This is a genomic window from Polaromonas sp., from assembly GCF_031411155.1.
Classification (GTDB): domain Bacteria; phylum Pseudomonadota; class Gammaproteobacteria; order Burkholderiales; family Burkholderiaceae_C; genus Polaromonas.
On the sequence record NZ_JANOAL010000076.1, the window covers coordinates 1 to 16316 of the forward strand.

At 63.3% G+C, this 16316-nt stretch carries 16 protein-coding genes; 6 read left to right on the forward strand and 10 right to left on the reverse strand.

The window, feature by feature from the left end:
• Nucleotides 1–92: 92 nt before the first annotated feature.
• The 4 genes from RMO23_RS04360 to ilvA are packed head-to-tail and all read right to left on the reverse strand — an operon-like array spanning nt 93 to nt 4205.
• Nucleotides 93–644: a histidine phosphatase family protein gene (locus RMO23_RS04360; protein ID WP_309678875.1), complete on the reverse strand. Its 552-nt coding sequence runs from the start codon at nt 642–644 to the stop codon at nt 93–95.
• Nucleotides 645–657: 13 nt separating this feature from the next.
• Complete coding sequence (locus RMO23_RS04365) at nt 658–1503, reverse strand: adenosylcobinamide-GDP ribazoletransferase (protein WP_309678876.1); 846 nt, start codon at nt 1501–1503, stop codon at nt 658–660.
• A gap of 7 nt (nt 1504–1510) precedes the next feature.
• On the reverse strand, nt 1511–2563 hold the full coding sequence (gene cobT / locus RMO23_RS04370) for a nicotinate-nucleotide--dimethylbenzimidazole phosphoribosyltransferase (protein WP_309678877.1): 1053 nt from the start codon (nt 2561–2563) through the stop codon (nt 1511–1513).
• A 34-nt stretch (nt 2564–2597) separates the two neighbouring features.
• The gene (gene ilvA, locus RMO23_RS04375; protein ID WP_309678878.1) at nt 2598–4205 is read right to left on the reverse strand and encodes a threonine ammonia-lyase, biosynthetic; all 1608 of its coding nucleotides are present in this window, start codon (nt 4203–4205) and stop codon (nt 2598–2600) included.
• Between the two features lie 262 nt (nt 4206–4467).
• Between ilvA and RMO23_RS04380 the strand changes: the two genes are divergently transcribed.
• Complete coding sequence (locus tag RMO23_RS04380) at nt 4468–4926, forward strand: OsmC family protein (RefSeq protein WP_309678879.1); 459 nt, start codon at nt 4468–4470, stop codon at nt 4924–4926.
• Between the two features lie 50 nt (nt 4927–4976).
• Here RMO23_RS04380 and RMO23_RS04385 read toward each other — a convergent pair whose 3' ends face one another.
• The 3 genes from RMO23_RS04385 to coq7 form a co-directional block, all read right to left on the reverse strand.
• Nucleotides 4977–5261 carry a type II toxin-antitoxin system RelE/ParE family toxin gene (locus RMO23_RS04385; protein WP_309678880.1) on the reverse strand — a complete coding sequence of 95 codons (285 nt, stop codon included), beginning with the start codon at nt 5259–5261 and terminating at the stop codon, nt 4977–4979.
• Nucleotides 5262–5272: 11 nt separating this feature from the next.
• Nucleotides 5273–5518 (reverse strand): type II toxin-antitoxin system Phd/YefM family antitoxin, encoded by a 246-nt coding sequence (locus tag RMO23_RS04390; protein WP_309678881.1) that lies wholly within the window; start codon nt 5516–5518, stop codon nt 5273–5275.
• A gap of 303 nt (nt 5519–5821) precedes the next feature.
• On the reverse strand, nt 5822–6484 hold the full coding sequence (gene coq7 / locus RMO23_RS04395; RefSeq protein ID WP_309678882.1) for a 2-polyprenyl-3-methyl-6-methoxy-1,4-benzoquinone monooxygenase: 663 nt from the start codon (nt 6482–6484) through the stop codon (nt 5822–5824).
• A gap of 292 nt (nt 6485–6776) precedes the next feature.
• Here coq7 and RMO23_RS04400 point away from each other — a divergent pair, with 292 nt between their 5' ends.
• Together RMO23_RS04400 and RMO23_RS04405 are read left to right on the forward strand one after the other, a co-directional pair.
• Nucleotides 6777–7856: a porin gene (locus tag RMO23_RS04400; protein WP_309678883.1), complete on the forward strand. Its 1080-nt coding sequence runs from the start codon at nt 6777–6779 to the stop codon at nt 7854–7856.
• Between the two features lie 272 nt (nt 7857–8128).
• Nucleotides 8129–9454 carry a M20 aminoacylase family protein gene (locus RMO23_RS04405; protein ID WP_309678884.1) on the forward strand — a complete coding sequence of 442 codons (1326 nt, stop codon included), beginning with the start codon at nt 8129–8131 and terminating at the stop codon, nt 9452–9454.
• Between the two features lie 114 nt (nt 9455–9568).
• Here the strand turns inward: RMO23_RS04405 and RMO23_RS04410 are convergent, their stop codons facing one another.
• Together RMO23_RS04410 and zwf are read right to left on the reverse strand one after the other, a co-directional pair.
• The gene (locus tag RMO23_RS04410; RefSeq protein WP_309678885.1) at nt 9569–10414 is read right to left on the reverse strand and encodes an SIS domain-containing protein; all 846 of its coding nucleotides are present in this window, start codon (nt 10412–10414) and stop codon (nt 9569–9571) included.
• A 118-nt stretch (nt 10415–10532) separates the two neighbouring features.
• On the reverse strand, nt 10533–12002 hold the full coding sequence (zwf, locus tag RMO23_RS04415; RefSeq protein WP_309678886.1) for a glucose-6-phosphate dehydrogenase: 1470 nt from the start codon (nt 12000–12002) through the stop codon (nt 10533–10535).
• Nucleotides 12003–12135: 133 nt separating this feature from the next.
• Between zwf and tal the strand changes: the two genes are divergently transcribed.
• The 3 genes from tal (at nt 12136) to RMO23_RS04430 (ending at nt 15194) form a co-directional block, all read left to right on the forward strand.
• Nucleotides 12136–13083, forward strand: a complete 948-nt coding sequence (gene tal, locus RMO23_RS04420) for a transaldolase (RefSeq protein WP_309678887.1) — start codon at nt 12136–12138, stop codon at nt 13081–13083.
• 89 nt (nt 13084–13172) lie between these two features.
• Nucleotides 13173–14744, forward strand: a complete 1572-nt coding sequence (pgi, locus tag RMO23_RS04425) for a glucose-6-phosphate isomerase (RefSeq protein ID WP_309678888.1) — start codon at nt 13173–13175, stop codon at nt 14742–14744.
• A 120-nt stretch (nt 14745–14864) separates the two neighbouring features.
• Nucleotides 14865–15194 (forward strand): DUF805 domain-containing protein, encoded by a 330-nt coding sequence (locus RMO23_RS04430; protein WP_309678889.1) that lies wholly within the window; start codon nt 14865–14867, stop codon nt 15192–15194.
• 96 nt (nt 15195–15290) lie between these two features.
• Here the strand turns inward: RMO23_RS04430 and groEL are convergent.
• Nucleotides 15291–16316 (reverse strand): chaperonin GroEL (groEL, locus tag RMO23_RS04435; protein WP_309678890.1); only part of this gene is annotated, 1026 nt, incomplete at its 5' end.

Sequence of the window (16316 nt, forward strand, 5' to 3'; positions counted from 1 at the left end):
AGGCGATGCCGTGGTCAGGGCCGGGAAGCGTTCCTTGAATGTGTCTTTTTGTAACTAAAGCAACAAATTAACAAATTCAGTAGCAATACCGGTCAACCCAGCATGGTCCATTCGCCAAAACCCGGCGCCGCGGCAGGCCAATGATCGGCCCGGCTGACCTGCCGCCGGCCCTGGTGCAGCAGCGTGGCGGCGCGTATCACCCCGGCGTGGGTGATCCACGCGGTGTCGGCTGCGCCACTTGATTCACCCCAGGTCTGGTCCCACGCGGTGGCGACCCGCTGCATAAAACCCTGCACCGATTCACCACCGCCCGGGTGGTGCGCGCCAAAGTCGGCGACCCAGGCATCCAGCGCGGCCGGGCCGATGGCGTCCCAGCGTTGGCCTTCCCAGGCGCCAAAATCCATTTCTCGCAGCCGGCCATCTGTTTTGAGTGCCAAATCGGGCCGCAGCCCAAGCAGAACCTGCGCCAGCTGCTCACATCTTTGTAGCGGCGAGGTGACCACGGCAAGACCTTGCGGCAGCAGCCGGGCCAGCGCCTGGGCACAAAGGCGGGTCGCCTGCGTGTCGGCCGCCAAGTCAAGCCGGCCGTAGCAGACGCCCGCCTCGACCAGCGGCTGGGCGTGGCGAATCAGCCAGAGTTTCATGGTCCGTTTTTGTTCACAGACTTACCGCCAGGCCCAGGTAAAAGGCAATTTCACAGACCTGCTGCGTCGCCCCCAGGCAGTCGCCGGTGAAACCCTGCAAACGCCGCCTGAAAAGCCGGCCCATCCACAGCAGCGCCAGCACCGCAAAGCTGCAGGCTACTATTAAATTGATAGCATCAAGCGCAAGTGCTGCAAGGGCCAGAGCCCAAAAACACCAGGTAAAAGCGATCACAAGACGGCCCAGTGAGATCTGGTCGGCCAGCGGTTTGGATTTGGAGGCGGCGCTGTCGCCCACATGCGGCAGCAGACGTATCAGCAGCAACGGCAGGCCGCGCGACACCACATGGCCGGCCAGCAGGGCGGTGCAGAGGTACCAGCTGGCAAACGGCGCTTCCTCGAGGCTGACCGGAACGCCCTCCACCGAGCCCAGCAGCGCCAGCAGCGCGACCTTGGCCAGCAAGGCTAGCATCAGCGCCATCGCCCCAAAAGCGCCCACGCGCGAATCTTTCATGATGTCCAGCGCGCGATCCCGGTCGTAACTTCCGCCCAGGCCGTCGGCCACGTCGGCCAGGCCGTCTTCATGAAAGCCGCCGGTCAGCAGCACCGTGGCCACGCTGGACAGCGCCGCCGCCACCAGTGGCGAGAAAGAGGTGTCGGGCAGCACGGCCAGCAGCAGCGCATAGACCGCCGCCGCCGCCAGCCCGGCCAGCACGCCGACGCCCGGAAAGTGGGCGGCGCTGGCGCGCAGCAACGCGGGGCTGTAACCGACCCAGCCGGCCAGCCGCCCGGTGATGGGGATGCGGGTGAAAAACTGCACCGCGAGCAGGTACTCGCGCACAAACTGGCTGATGAAGGCCATGGCAGGTTCAGGTGCTTTCTTTTTCGCTCACGCCGGCCGACTCAAAGCTTGCCATCTCATTCAGAAAGCCGGCCGCCGACTGCACCAGCGGCCAGGCCAGCAAGGCGCCCGTGCCTTCGCCCAGGCGCAAATCGAGTTCCAGCAGCGGCCTGGCCTTCAGGTGATCGAGCAGCAGGCGGTGGCCGCGCTCGGCCGATCGGTGGCAAAACACCAGGTAGTTGTGCACTTGCGGCACCAGCGCATGGGCCAGCAGCGCCGCCGCCCCGGCAATAAAGCCGTCCACCAGCACCACGCGGCGTTCGCTGGCGGCCTGCAGCATGGCGCCGGCCATCATGGCGATTTCAAAGCCGCCTACCTCCGATAGCACGCCCAGCGCGTCCAGCGGCTCCCGGGCCCGTGGCTGACGCGCCAGCGCGCGCTGCAGCACCGCCTGCTTGTGCGCCAGCTGCTGATCGCTCAGGCCGGTGCCGCGTCCGGTGGCGTCTGCAAGGCTGACACCGGCCAGCCGCACCAGCAGCAGTGCCGCCGCCGAGGTGTTGGCAATGCCCATCTCGCCAAAAGCCATCACATTGCCCGGCAGGGCCTGCACGATTTCCCTGCCCGCCGTCAGCGCGGCCTGGGCCTGGTCGCGCGACATGGCGGGCTCAAGGCACAGGTTCTTCGTGCCGTGCGCGATCTTGCGTTGCAGCAGTTGCGGGTGCGCCGGCAAATCGGCGGCCACGCCGGCGTCCACCACCTGCAGCGCAAAGCCGTGCTGGCGCGCGAACACATTGATGGCGGCGCCACCGGCCAGCATGTTGGCCACCATCTGCACCGTGACCGCCTGCGGATAAGCCGAAACGCCCTCGGCGGCCACGCCGTGGTCGGCAGCAAACACCACCATTTGCGGCTCGCGCAGGCTGATGTTTTCCTGCTGCTGAATCAGCCCCAGTTGCAGCGCCAGGCCTTCCAGCGCCCCCAGCGCGCCCAGCGGCTTGGTCTTGTGGTCGATCTTGTGGCGTAGCCGGGCCTCCAGGTCAGGGTTGGCGATCGCCTCGATCGGGGGCAGGGCGTGGGTCATGCGCTGTTCATCAGTGATGTGCTGGCCAGCGCGCTCACGCTGCGCTCTGCAAGAACAGCCGGTACACCGGGTTGCCGGTTTCCTCGACATGCGGGTAGCCCAGCGTGTCCAGAAAGGCCTTGAACGCCTTGTCGTCGGCCCGGGGCACCTGCAGGCCGACCAGAATGCGGCCGTAGTCGGCGCCCTGGTTGCGGTAATGAAACAGGCTGATGTTCCAGCCCGGCCGCATGTGCGAGAGGAACTTCATCAGCGCGCCGGGCCGCTCGGGAAAGACAAAGCGCAGCAAACGCTCATCCTTGGACAGCGCACTGTGCCCGCCCACCATGTGGCGGATGTGTTCCTTGGCCAGTTCGTCGTGCGTGAGGTCGAGCGCCTTGAAGCCGTGGCGCGAGAAATTGGCCGCAATCTTGGTGCTTTCACCCCTGGCCGAGGTGGTCAGGCCGACAAACACATGGGCCTGGGCCGCGTCGTTGATGCGGTAATTGAACTCGGTCACGCTGCGCGGGCCGCCCGGCAATTCACCAATCACCTCGCAAAAGCGCCGGAAGCTGCCGCGCTCCTCGGGAATCGTCACCGCGAACAGCGCTTCGCGCTCCTCGCCCACTTCGGCCCGCTCGGCCACAAAGCGCAGGCGGTCAAAGTTCATGTTGGCGCCGCACAAGATCGCGGCGTAGGTTTCGCCCCTGGTCTTGTGGGTGGCCACATACTGCTTGATGGCCGCCACCGCCAGCGCGCCGGCCGGCTCCACAATGCTGCGCGTGTCGACGAACACGTCCTTGATGGCGGCGCACACCGCGTCGGTGTCAACGGTCATGAATTCGTCGACCAGCGTGCGGCTGATGCGAAAGGTTTCCTCGCCCACCAGTTTCACCGCCGTGCCGTCGGAAAACAGGCCCACGTCGTGCAGCGTGACGCGTTTTTTGGCGCCCACCGACTGCATCATCGCGTCCGAGTCGTTCATCTGCACGCCAATCACCTTGATCTCGGGCCGTAGCGCCTTGATGTAATTGGCTACGCCGGAAATCAGCCCGCCGCCGCCAATCGCCACGAACACCGCATCGAGCCGGGTCGAGCCCAGGCTTTGCAGCTGCATCAGGATTTCCATGGCAATCGTGCCCTGGCCGGCAATCACGTCCGGGTCGTCAAACGGGTGCACAAAGGTCAGGCCCTGCTTTTTCTCCAGCACCACCGCATGGGTGTAGGCGTCTGAATAGCTGTCGCCGTGCAGCACCACGTCAGCGCCCCAGCCCTTGACCGCATCGATCTTGAGCTGCGGCGTGGTCGTCGGCATCACCACCACCGCCCGCGTGCCCAGCTTCTGGGCGCTTAGCGCCACGCCCTGGGCATGGTTGCCGGCCGAGGCGCAAATCACGCCTTTCTTGAGCTGCGCCGCGCTCAGATGCGCCATCTTGTTGTAGGCCCCGCGCAGCTTGAAGCTGAATACCGGCTGCTGGTCCTCGCGCTTGAGCAGCACCGTGTTGCCCAGCCGCCGGCTCAGGCTTTTGGCTGGCTCCAGCGCCGACTCGATCGCCACGTCATAGACGCGCGCGGTGAGGATTTTTTTCAGGTAGTCAGCGGGGGTCAGGCCTTTGCTGCCACGTTTGAGGGGGGCTTTGGCGGCGGGTTTGGATTGTGGTGTCATGGTTTTCTCTTGGTCCTGAATGATAAGGGCCAAGAAAAAAGGCCCAGATCTTGCGATCTGGGCCTGTAAATCCACCCTTAGAGGAGTGGAGGAGACAACCGGTGCAAAAATACCTAAGTGTCAGTATTGATGCGATGATTTCAGTATAGCGGAGCAATGCTGCGCCGCACAATACGCCGGGGCCAAAATTTGACTGATTCCACTAATTCGGCACATTTTCCCCGGCTTTAGTAAATTATTTAACCAACGAAAAGGGCAGGTTATGGAATGCACAGTGAGCTGGACCGGTAACAGCGCCCGCAGCGGGTCGCGGTCGGGCATGACGTTTCTGGCCGAAACCGGCAGCGGCCACACCCTGGTGATGGACGGCGCGCCCGACGCCGCCAAGCCGGAAAACGGCGGCGCCAACCTGGCGCCCCGGCCCATGGAAACCGTGCTGGCCGGCACCGGTGGCTGCACCGCCTATGACGTGGTGCTGATCCTGAAACGCGGCCGCCACGATGTGCAGGGCTGCTCGGTCAAGCTCACCTCAGAGCGCGCCGACACCGACCCCAAGGTGTTCACCAAAATCCACATGCACTTTCTGGTCAGCGGGCGCGGCCTGGCCGCCAGCGCCGTCGAACGCGCCATTGCCATGAGCCACGACAAGTATTGCTCGGCCACCATCATGCTGGGCAAAACCGCGGACATTACGACCAGTTTCGAGATTCTGGAGGTTTGAGAGGCCTTTACCGGCCTCGCGATTCCCGTGAAGACGGGAATGCCCGTCGGCTACAGACGCTCTGCCGCGCGGCGGTAGACCCGGCTCTTGTCGCGCTTTCCGGTGGCAATCACGGTCACAAAAATCGCTGCATCGTCCACCCGGTAAATGAGGCGGTAGCCCACGCTGTGCAGCTTGATTTTGTAGCAATCTGCCATGCCATGCAGGGCGGCGGAAGGCACCCGGGGCACCTCCAGACGCTCGGCCAGTTTTTTCTTCAAGGGCTCTCGAATGCTGGCGTCAAGCTGCTGCCATTCCCGCAGGGCCTGTTCGTGAAAGCGAAGTTTGTAGCGCATCCACGGCGTGCCTACAGTGCGTCGAAGTCGACCTCAATAAACGGGCCATCGGCGCGCTCGTTTACCAGCCTGGCATCTTCCAGGTCTTCCAGATGCGCCATCAGCCTTTCGTAATGACCGGCTGGCAGCAGGTAAGCCTCGGGTCGATTGTGGTTAAGCACGGCCACCGGGGCGTCATCCGCCTGTTTAAGGATGTCGGCGTAGTTTCGTTTGAGCTCAGTCACGCTGACTGCGAAATGAGAAAGAACTGCGTCCATGCCGCCTCCGAATGAAAATAAATATCAATAAGCATCAAATAAGATGTTTATTAAAGCATTTATTTTGATGATTGGCAATACATCGGGGCAATGTTCATGCACGAAGGACCGGTTGGGAAACTCCCATGAAGCGCCTGCACAAGCGCCATCGTCAGAAAGGCCGAGTTGATCGACAGTCAGGCATTGTTTTGGCCGTTAGCCCAATAATAACGCGATCTGGTAGCTATTAAAAAAATAGCAAAATCCTGCAAAACCTCTTCTGTCTGGACAGACTTCACTGCGACCGGACTTGCGAGGAGGTGCTCACAGGTAATGCGCGGTGCCGGTCATTACCTTGGCGGCCGCGCCCATCAGCGCCTTGACCGGAGCCGGCAAGTCCAGCGCGCCGGCGTGGGCCGCTTCCTGGGCGTGGCGCGCCTCGTCGTCTTTCATTTGCGCCACGATGGCGCGCGACTCATGGTCACCCTCGGGCAGCCGCTGCAGATGCGTGGCCAGATGCGCCTCCACCTGGCGTTCGGTTTCGACCACAAAGCCCAGGCTGAGCCGGTCGCCCAGACGGCTGGCCACCAGCCCCAGCCCAAAAGCGCCGGCGTACCAGAGCGGGTTCAGCAGCGAAGGCCGGGCGCCGAGTTCGTCCAGCCGGTCGCGGGTCCAGGCCAGATGATCGCCTTCCTCGCGGCTGGCCGCCAGAAAATGCTCGCGCAGCGCCGGGTCACGCGTGCCCAGCGCCTGCGCCGCGTACAGCGCCTGCGCGCAGACCTCGCCGACATGGTTGACCCGCATCAACGCGCCCGACAGGGCCTTGTCCTGGGTCGTCAGCTCGGTGCTCTGGCTTGGCACGGTCGGGCAGGTCCGGCTGGCACGCGGTTTGGCAAACAGGGTGCGTAGCGCGCCATCGGTGGCGTTGAGCAGCGCATCGAGGGCGCCGGGCCGGTTTAAACGGGCGGTGGGAGGGAGGGGGTTCATGGGCATTTGTTGACTCGCTTGCTTCAAAGCATAAGGGCAAACGCGCTCTGCGCGCGCTTACAGTTGGAAACACCGACCCCTGCCGGGTCCTGCCCCTGACCATGGGTTTGTGGTGCGACTTCCACAGTCATTCGGCGGTTGTGGCGTGGCTGCAACGAAAACCCCGTTTTCCTGCCAATTCCTTTGCCTAAGCGCGCCGCCTCTGTTGCAATACATACAACTTCCTAAATGGAGGTTGGCCCGGGGATCCATAAGTCCTGGAGCCCTATGTTTAACCTTGGAGAAACTCTTAATGAAAAAATCCCTGATTGCTCTGGCTGCACTCGCAGCTGTTGGCACCGTTTCCGCCCAGTCCTCCGTGACCCTGTACGGTCGTATGGACCTCGGCATGCTCGTCACCAAGACTGAGCAAGGCACGCGCACCGTCAAGACCACCAGCCTGGCTGGCGCTGAAGGCACCCGCACTGGCAACCGCCTGGGCGTCCGCGGTACTGAAGATCTGGGCGGCGGTCTGCGCGCCAACTTCAATATTGAAACTGCAGTCAACATCGACCGTACCGTTCCTGCCAGCACGTTTGGCAAGGTTCGTACCGCCATTTTGCAACTGCAAGGCGGCTTCGGTTCGGCCACCATCGGTACCTACCTGAACACGTTTGACGATGTGCGCGGTGTCAGCGTGGCAACGGCTGGCGTTGCCGGCGGCGACTTCCTGGCCAAATCGTTCGGTGACAACATCCGCGGTCTGGGCCCACGTTCGGAAAATGCCATTGGCTATCGCTCCCCATCGTTTGGCGGCCTCGATTTCCGTATCGGCACCACCTACGAGAAAGCCGAAACCAATGTTGTGACGGCTACCAACCCAACCGGTCTCAACCTGACCACCAAAACCACCGGCTACATCGGCGGCATTGGTTACAACAATGGTCCTATCAGCGCTTTGCTGGCTCTGGGTCAGGGCAAACTGTCGACGCCTGCTGGCAATGGCAAGGTCAACGACGTGGCATTTGTTGCCAGCTACAACCTGGGCGTGGCTGTTCCATACATCCAGCTTGAGTCTGCCAAAGGCACGAACACTGCCGTCGTTGGTGAAGTCAAGACCACCGGCTACGAGCTGGGCGCCAAGTTCCCACTCGGTGCTTTCACTCCGCACATTTCTGTGTCCGGCGGCAAGATCAAGACCACGCCTACCGGCCTGGCTACCACCGAAGTCAAGACCCGTGGCTTCCAGCTCGGCACCACGTATGACCTGAGCAAGCGCACCTACGTGTACGCTGCTGCTGGCCGCGAAAAGAACCTCGCCGCTCCTCTGGCTGGCGGTACGGGCGATGTCAAGGGCACCGGCTTCGGTCTGGGCCTGGTCCACAACTTCTGATCTTCCGCTAGCACACGCTAGCTGATGAGATGAAAAAATCAAACCCCGCCGTGGCAACATGGCGGGGTTTTTTTTGTATGAATTTTCCCTGCTGTAGCTCATGGATGCCATGTTGACCCCCGTCAGATACCTGCCGCACTGCTGGCCATTGGCATCATGACCGACACGGATAACACCCGTGGCAGCACCGTGGCCTGGTATCGCCCCGTTACACTGGTGTGCGATGCGCTCCGAAAAAAGTAGCAATCCTGTAATTTTCTGACGGTATACCCATGCGAACTGACAAGCCGTTTCCCGTCAATGGCGAGGCGGGCACCCCGCCCGTTTCAAGCAAAAATGCGGGCGCCACGTTGCGCGCCAGTGGCCGCGCCTTTGCCCAGATTTCACAGTTTCACCCTGAGCTGACGGCCTTCCGGCGTGATCTGCATGCCCACCCCGAACTCGGCTTCGAAGAGGTTTACACCTCCAGCCGGGTCGCCCACGCGCTCAAGCTGTGCGGCGTCGACGAGGTGCATACCGGCATCGGCAAAACCGGCGTGGTGGCCGTCATCCGGGGCCAGCAGGGCGGCGTGGCGTTCCAGTCGGGCGTGCGGCCCATGGTCGGCCTGCGCGCCGACATGGACGCCCTGTCCATGACCGAGCACAACGAGTTTGGCTGGAAGTCGGCCAAGCCCGGGCTGATGCACGGCTGCGGCCACGACGGCCACACCACCATGCTGGTGGGCGCGGCCCGCTACCTGGCCGAAAGCCGCAACTTTGCCGGCGATGCGGTGCTGGTGTTTCAGCCCGCCGAGGAAGGCCGCGGCGGCGCCGATGCGATGATCAGGGACGGGCTGTTCGAGCGTTTTCCGGTGCAGGCCATTTACGCCATGCACAACTGGCCCGCCATGCAGCCCGGCACCATAGGCATCAACCCCGGCCCCATGATGGCGGCGGCCGACCGCGTCACGATCGAGATCACCGGCAAGGGCGGCCATGGCGCCCACGCTTATTTGACGGTAGACCCGGTGCTGGTGGCTGCCCACATCATCACGGCGGCGCAGAGCATTGTCTCGCGCAACGTCAAGGCCATGGACAGCGCGGTGATCAGCCTGTGTGCGATGCAGGCCGGTGATTTGAATGCCATGAGCGTGGTGCCCGGCAGTGCCACGCTGGTGGGCACGGTGCGCACTTTCCGGCCCGAGGTGCAGGAGCTGGTCGAGCAGCGGCTGACCGCGCTGTGCAGTGCCGTGGCGCAAGGCTTTGGCGCCAGCGCCAGCGTCAAATACGAACGCATTTACCCGGCCACCATCAACTCACCGGCCGAATACACCCTGGCCGCGGCCGTGGCCGAGCAACTGGTGGGCGCGCAAAACCTGGTGCGCAACCTGGAGCCCAGCATGGGTTCCGAGGATTTTTCCTTCATGCTCAAGCTCAAGCCGGGGGCTTACCTGCGGCTGGGCCAGGGCGAACAATTGCCCGACGGCCAGGGTGGCAGCGTGGGCGGCGTCGGCAGCCGCTTTTTGCACAACAGCTGCTATGACTTCAACGACGCCGTGTTGCCGCTCGGTTCGGCCCTGTTTGCCGGCATTGTGGAGCGTTCGCTGCCGCTCGCCTGAAATGCCAGCGTGCTATTAATTTAGTAGCTATGTGGGCAAAATTTATAAGGGCTGGAGGCACTTTTTGCCGATAATTCCGATAATTCCGAGAAAAACCGGCCTTCGGCAGCCGCCTCAGGCGTAGCGCTTGTTGCGCAGGTTGTTTTTCATTTCCTTGAGCAGCGGCTGCAGTTTGGGGCCTATGCGCAGCGCCACGCAGGTGGCCAGGATGTCGATGATCATCAGGTGCATCAGGCGCGACACCATGGGACTGTAGCGGTCATAGCCTTCGGGGTGGTCGGCGGTCAGGTGGATGTTGCCGGCGGCGGCCAGCGGCGAGCCGGTGACGGTGACGACGATGGTGGTGGCGCCGTTCTTGCGGGCGATGTCGCAGGCGTCCATCAGGTCGCGGGTGCGGCCCGAGTTGGAAATCACCACTACGCAGTCACCCGGCCCCAGCAGCGAGGCGCTCATGACCTGCATGTGGCCATCGCTGTAGGCAATGGTGTTGATGCCGAGGCGGAAAAACTTGTGCTGCGCGTCCTGCGCCACGATGCCGGAGTTGCCCACGCCAAAAAACTCGATGCGTTTGCCGGTGTGGTAGGCGGCCAGCAGCGCCTGCGTGGCCTTGTCAATGGCCACAGAACTGGCGTCGTTGCGGTATTTCAGAAATGCGGCGACCGTGTTGTCGATGACCTTCACCAGCACATCGCCGATCTTGTCATCCACATCGACACTGCGGTGAATGAAGGGCACGCCCTCGCTGACGGTGCCGGCCAGCTTGAGCTTGAAGTCGCTCAGGCCGTCATAGCCCATGCTGCGGCAAAAGCGCACCACGGTCGGCTTGCTGACATGCGAGCGGTCGGCCAGCTCGGTGATCGGCAGGTTGGCAAAGGCGCGCGGGTCGGTCAGCACCAGCCGACCCACGCGCTGTTCGGCTGGGGCCAGCGAGGGCAGGGAGGCCTTGATCCGGTCTAACAAAATAGCCCCCACATTCGCGCACTGCGTGTCGCTCTCTGCCCCCCGAGGGGGCTAATTTTCCTTGGGGCGGCCCGGCGTAAAATTGCTGGCCTCTCCGGTAAGGTGTGGGGCCACACTTTTAGCATTCCTCGCTCCAGCAATAGCCATCGCGCGCAATCATGGCGCTGGCGGCGCTTGGGCCCCAGGTGCCCGCCGCGTACGGTCTTGGCCCGGCGCTGTCGTTGCTCCAGGCGTCCAGAATCGGCTCGACCCAGCGCCAGGCTTCTTCCTGCTCGTCGCTGCGCACAAACAGGTTGAGCCGCCCGCCAATCACGTCGAGCAGCAGCCGTTCGTAGGCGCCGACGCGCCCGGAGCCGAAGCGCTTGTCAAAGTCCAGGTCCAGCTGCACCGGCGCCAGCGTCGGCGTGCCGGCGCGGTGGCGCTGGTCGGCGCCCTGGGCCAGTAGGTGCAGCTCCAGTCCGTCCTTGGGCTGCAGATTGATCACCAGCCGGTTGGCCACGCTGGAGTTGGCCAGCGGCGACTGGTAAATCGCATGCGGCGCGGGCCGGAAGTTGACCTCGATGTGCGCGTCGCGGCCGGCCAGGCGCTTGCCGGTGCGGATGTAAAACGGCACGCCGGCCCAGCGCCAGTTGGCAATCTCGGTGCGCAGGGCGACAAAGGTTTCGGTGCGGCTGGCCGGGTTCACGCCTTTTTCATCGCGGTAAGCGGGCACCGCCTCGCCGTCTATGGTGCCGGCCGCGTACTGGCCGCGAATTGCGTGCTGGCTCAGGCTTTCGGGCGTCCAGGGCTTGAGCGAGCGCAAGACCTTGAGCTTTTCGTCGCGAATCGCATCGGCGTGGGCATTGATGGGCGGCTCCATGCCGATGGCGCAGAGCAGTTGCAGCGCATGGTTTTGCACCATGTCGCGCAGCGCACCGGTGCTGTCGTAAAACGCGCCGCGTTTTTCCACGCCCAGCTCTTCGGCAATCGTGATCTGGATGTTGGCAATGGTTTCGCGCCGCCACAACGGCTCGAACAGCGAATTGCCAAAGCGCATCGCGAACAGGTTTTGCACCGAGGGCTTGCCCAGGTAATGGTCGATGCGAAAGATCTGCTGCTCGGTCAGCACGCTGCGCACCGTCTGGTTGATGGCGCGGTTGGAGGCCAGGTCGTGGCCCAGCGGTTTTTCGAGCACCACGCGGGTTTGCGGGCCGTTCAGGCCGGCGGCGGCGATCTGCTCGCACACGGTGGTGAACAGCCCCGGCGCGGTGGCCACATACATCACCACCACCTCGGCCGGGCGCTGCTGCAGCTTGGCCGCCAGGGCGGCATAGTCGGTGGGGTTGGACAAATCCATGCGCAGGTAGCCCAGCAGCGCCGCGAAGCGCGAGAACTCCTCCTCGCTCGGGCGCTTGGCCAGGTCGACATGGTCGAAGCGGGCCTTGATCAGTTCGCGGTACTGGTCGTCCGACAGGTCGTCGCGCGCCACCCCGATGATGCGCCCGCCCGACGGCAGCGAGCCGTGCCGGAACGCCTGAAACAGCGCCGGCATGATTTTGCGCCACGCCAGGTCGCCGGTGCCGCCAAACAGAATGAGGTCAAAACTCATGGTCAGAATTTGAGTTGGTAATAAAGTTTCATATTCTATGGGCATAATGGTAACTCGCCAACCCGGGCTTTCACCAACTGCTTGACCTGGTGTTTTATTCCGAATAACTTCGCAGCTTTGCCATGAACCAACCATGACTCAACTTGACGCGCTGAAACAATTCACCACGGTGGTCGCTGATACCGGCGACTTCAAGCAGCTTGATGCCTTCAAGCCGCACGACGCCACGACCAACCCCTCGCTAATCCTCAAGGCGGTGCAAAAAGCGGATTACCAGCCGCTTTTGCGGCACATCGTGAGCCAGTTCAGGGGCCGCCCGCTCGACGAAATCATGGACCGGCTGCTGGTGCGCTTTGGCTGCGAAATCCTGTCCCTCATCCCGGGCCGGGTCTCGACCGAGGTCGATGCCCGCCTGAGCTTTGACGCCGGCGCCAGCTATTCGCGCGGCGTGCGCCTGGTGGAGCTGTACCAGGCCGAGGGCATTCACGTCGATCGGGTGCTGATCAAGGTGGCCGCCACCTGGGAGGGCATCCAGGCGGCCGAAAAACTCGAGCGGCGTGGCATTCATACCAATCTCACGCTGCTGTTCTCGTTTGCCCAGGCCGTGGCCTGCGGCCAGGCCAGGGTGCAGCTGATTTCGCCCTTTGTCGGCCGCATTTACGACTGGTACAAAAAGTCGGCGGGCGCCGGCTGGGTCGAGGCCGACAACGCCGGTGCCAACGACCCCGGCGTCAGGTCGGTACGCGAAATTTACAACCACTACAAGCACTTCGGCATTGCCACCGAGGTCATGGGCGCGAGCTTTCGCAATGTCGGACAGATTACCGCGCTGGCCGGCTGCGACCTGCTGACCATCAGCCCCGAGCTGCTGGCCCAGCTGGCCGCGTCCGAAGCGCCGCTGGCGCGCGCGCTGGACGCCAGCGCCGCCCAATCGCTGGACCTGCCCGTCATCAATTTTGACGAGGCCGGTTTTCGCTACGCCCTCAATGAAGACGCCATGGCGACCGAAAAGCTGGCCGAGGGCATACGCGCCTTCGCGGTCGATGCGGTCAAGCTGGAACAGCTGATGGTGGCGGCATGAGCACCGAACGCCGCGACGGGCCGCCCCGAGCAAGTTCAGCCCCCTCGGGGGGCAGCGCAGCACACGGAGTGGCAAGCGTGGGGGCAAACATGAAGCGGCTGCGTTGCGACCAGACCCCGGCCTGGGCCGCGCTGCACCTTTGCTTTGAGGCCAACGGCAAGACATTTGACCTGCGCGAGGCCTTTGCCGCCGACCCACAGCGCTTTGAAGCCTTCAGCCAGCAGGCGCCGCATGTGTTTGCCGACCTGTCGAAAAACCTGATCGACGCGCCCAGCCAGGCGCTGCTGCTGGACCTGGCCGGCCAGTGCGGGCTGCTGCAGCACCGTGACGCCATGTTTGCCGGCGCGCTGATCAACAGCACCGAACAACGTGCCGTGATGCACTTTTTACTGCGAAATCCGGCCCTGGCCCAGGCAGAACGCGCGGCAGATGCTACTAAAAACATAGCAACCGAGCTGACGCAAGTGCATGCCACGCTGAACGCGATGCTGGCCTACGCCGACCAGGTGCGGGCCGACGCGGCCATCACCGACATCGTCAACATCGGCATAGGCGGCTCCGACCTGGGGCCGCAGATGGCGGTGCTGGCCCTGAGCGAATTTGCGACGACGGGCAAACGCTTTCACTTCGTCTCGAATGTCGACGGCCACGAGTTGGCCGGTGTGCTGGCGCAGTGCCAGCCGCACAGCACGCTGTTCTTGATTGCCTCCAAGACCTTCACCACCACCGAAACCATGACCAATGCCCACTCGGCCAAGGACTGGTTTGAGGCCCAGGGCGGGCAGGACATTGGCCGGCATTTTGCCGCGCTGACCACCAACGTGGCGGCGGCCAACGCCTTTGGCATCCACACCACCTTCGGCTTCTGGGACTGGGTCGGCGGGCGCTATTCGCTCTGGTCGGCCATTGGGCTGCCGATTGCGCTGGCGGTGGGCAGCGACGGTTTTCGCGAGCTGCTGGCCGGCGCGCACGCGATGGACGAGCACTTTCGCACCGCCGCACTCGAGGAAAACCTGCCGGTGCGCCTGGGCCTGCTCGATGTCTGGTACCGCAACTTCCACGGCTTCACCAGCCGCAGCATCGCGCCCTACAGCAGCGCGCTGCGCCGCCTGCCGGCGTATCTGCAGCAGCTCGAGATGGAAAGCAACGGCAAGCGCGTGGATGCCGACGGCAACACCTTGCCGTTTGACACCTCGCCGGTGCTGTGGGGTGAGCCCGGCACCAACGGCCAGCATGCCTATTTCCAGATGCTGCACCAGGGCACGTCCATCATCCCCGTCGAATTTGTCGCCGTCAAAACGGCCGCGCATGATCTGCCCGGCCACCATGACAAACTGCTGGCCAATGTGCTGGCGCAGGCGCAGGCGCTGATGCTGGGCAAGCTGGACGCGGGTGGTCACAGGCACTTCCCCGGCAACCGGCCCAGCACCTTCTTGCTGCTCGACGAGCTGACGCCGGCCAGCCTGGGCGCGCTGATTGCGCTGCAGGAGCACCGCGTGTTTGTCAGCGGCGCGCTCTGGGGCATCAACAGTTTTGACCAATGGGGCGTGGAACTCGGCAAGGTGCTGGCGAAAGACATGGAGGCGCGCCTGCACAGCGGCGACGCGGCCGGTCTCGACGGCTCGAGCGCCGGACTTTTGCAGAGAATTTGCACAAAATAGGCCTCTAGCCCAGCAATAACGGGCATGAGCAGCTATTGATTTAATAGCAAAATAGCTTCGCCGCGTTTATCATGGCGGCGGGAATTTTCCCTGAGCAGGTTCTGCAAGGACACCAGACCCATGAATTTCGGACAAGCCATTTCCACCTGCCTGGCCAGGTACGCGACCTTTGCCGGGCGCGCCTCGCGCGCCGAATACTGGTGGTTCTTCCTGTTCCAGACGCTGCTGTCGGTGGCCGCGTCGATGGTCAGCGAGATCGCCTATGGCCTGGTCGGGCTGGGCCTGCTGCTGCCCGCACTGGCCGTGGGCACGCGCCGCCTGCACGACATCGGCAAAAGCGGCTGGTGGCAGCTGGTCATGCTGACCGGCATTGGCTACCTGCTGCTGGTCTACTGGTGGGTGCAGCCGACCGGCGAAGCCGGCAACGCGTACGAGGCGGCGTCCGCCTGAACTGACCTTTCTTAAGACGTAAAAAAAGGGCCGCAGCGCTTTCGCGCCGCGGCCCTTTTGGCGGGTGAGCCAGAACAGGTCTGACTCAGCGGGTCATTACATGCCCATGTCGCCCATGCCGCCCATTCCACCCATGCCGCCGCCCATGCCGCCAGCAGCACCGGACTCGTCTTTTGGCGCCTCGGCAATCATGGCCTCGGTCGTCAGCATCAGCGATGCGACGGACGCGGCATTTTGCAGCGCCGTGCGGGTCACTTTCGTGGGGTCCAGAATACCCATTTCGATCATGTCGCCGTAGGTGTCGTTGGCGGCGTTGAAGCCGTAGTTGCCAGTACCGGCCAACACGGCATTGACCACCACGGAGGCTTCGCCGCCTGCGTTGTACACGATCTCGCGCAGTGGCGACTCGATGGCGCGCATCACCAGCTTGATGCCGGCGTCCTGGTCGGCGTTGTCGCCCTTGATGGTGCCGACAGCTTGCTTGGCGCGCAGCAGGGCGACGCCGCCGCCAGCCACAATGCCTTCTTCCACGGCAGCGCGGGTGGCGTGCAGGGCGTCTTCGACGCGGGCTTTTTTCTCTTTCATTTCGACTTCGGTGGCCGCGCCGACCTTGATCACGGCAACACCGCCGGCCAGCTTGGCCACGCGTTCCTGCAGTTTTTCACGGTCGTAGTCGCTGGTCGCTTCTTCGATCTGGACACGAACCTGCTTGACGCGGGCTTCGATGTCGGCAGCGGCACCGGCGCCGTCGATGATGATGGTGTTTTCCTTGCCCACTTCGATGCGCTTGGCAGAGCCGAGGTCGGCCAGCGTGGCTTTTTCAAGCGACATGCCGACTTCTTCAGCGATGACCTTGCCGCCGGTCAGGGTGGCGATGTCTTCCAGCATGGCTTTGCGGCGATCGCCGAAGCCGGGGGCCTTGACAGCGACTACCTTCAGGATGCCGCGCAGGGTGTTGACCACCAGCGTAGCCAGGGCTTCGCCATCAACTTCTTCAGCGATGATCAGCAGTGGGCGGCCCGCCTTGGCGACTTGTTCCAGCGTCGGCAGCAGGTCACGGATGTTGCTGATTTTCTTGTCGTAGAGCAGGACAAACGGGTTGTCCAGAATCGCCGACTGCTT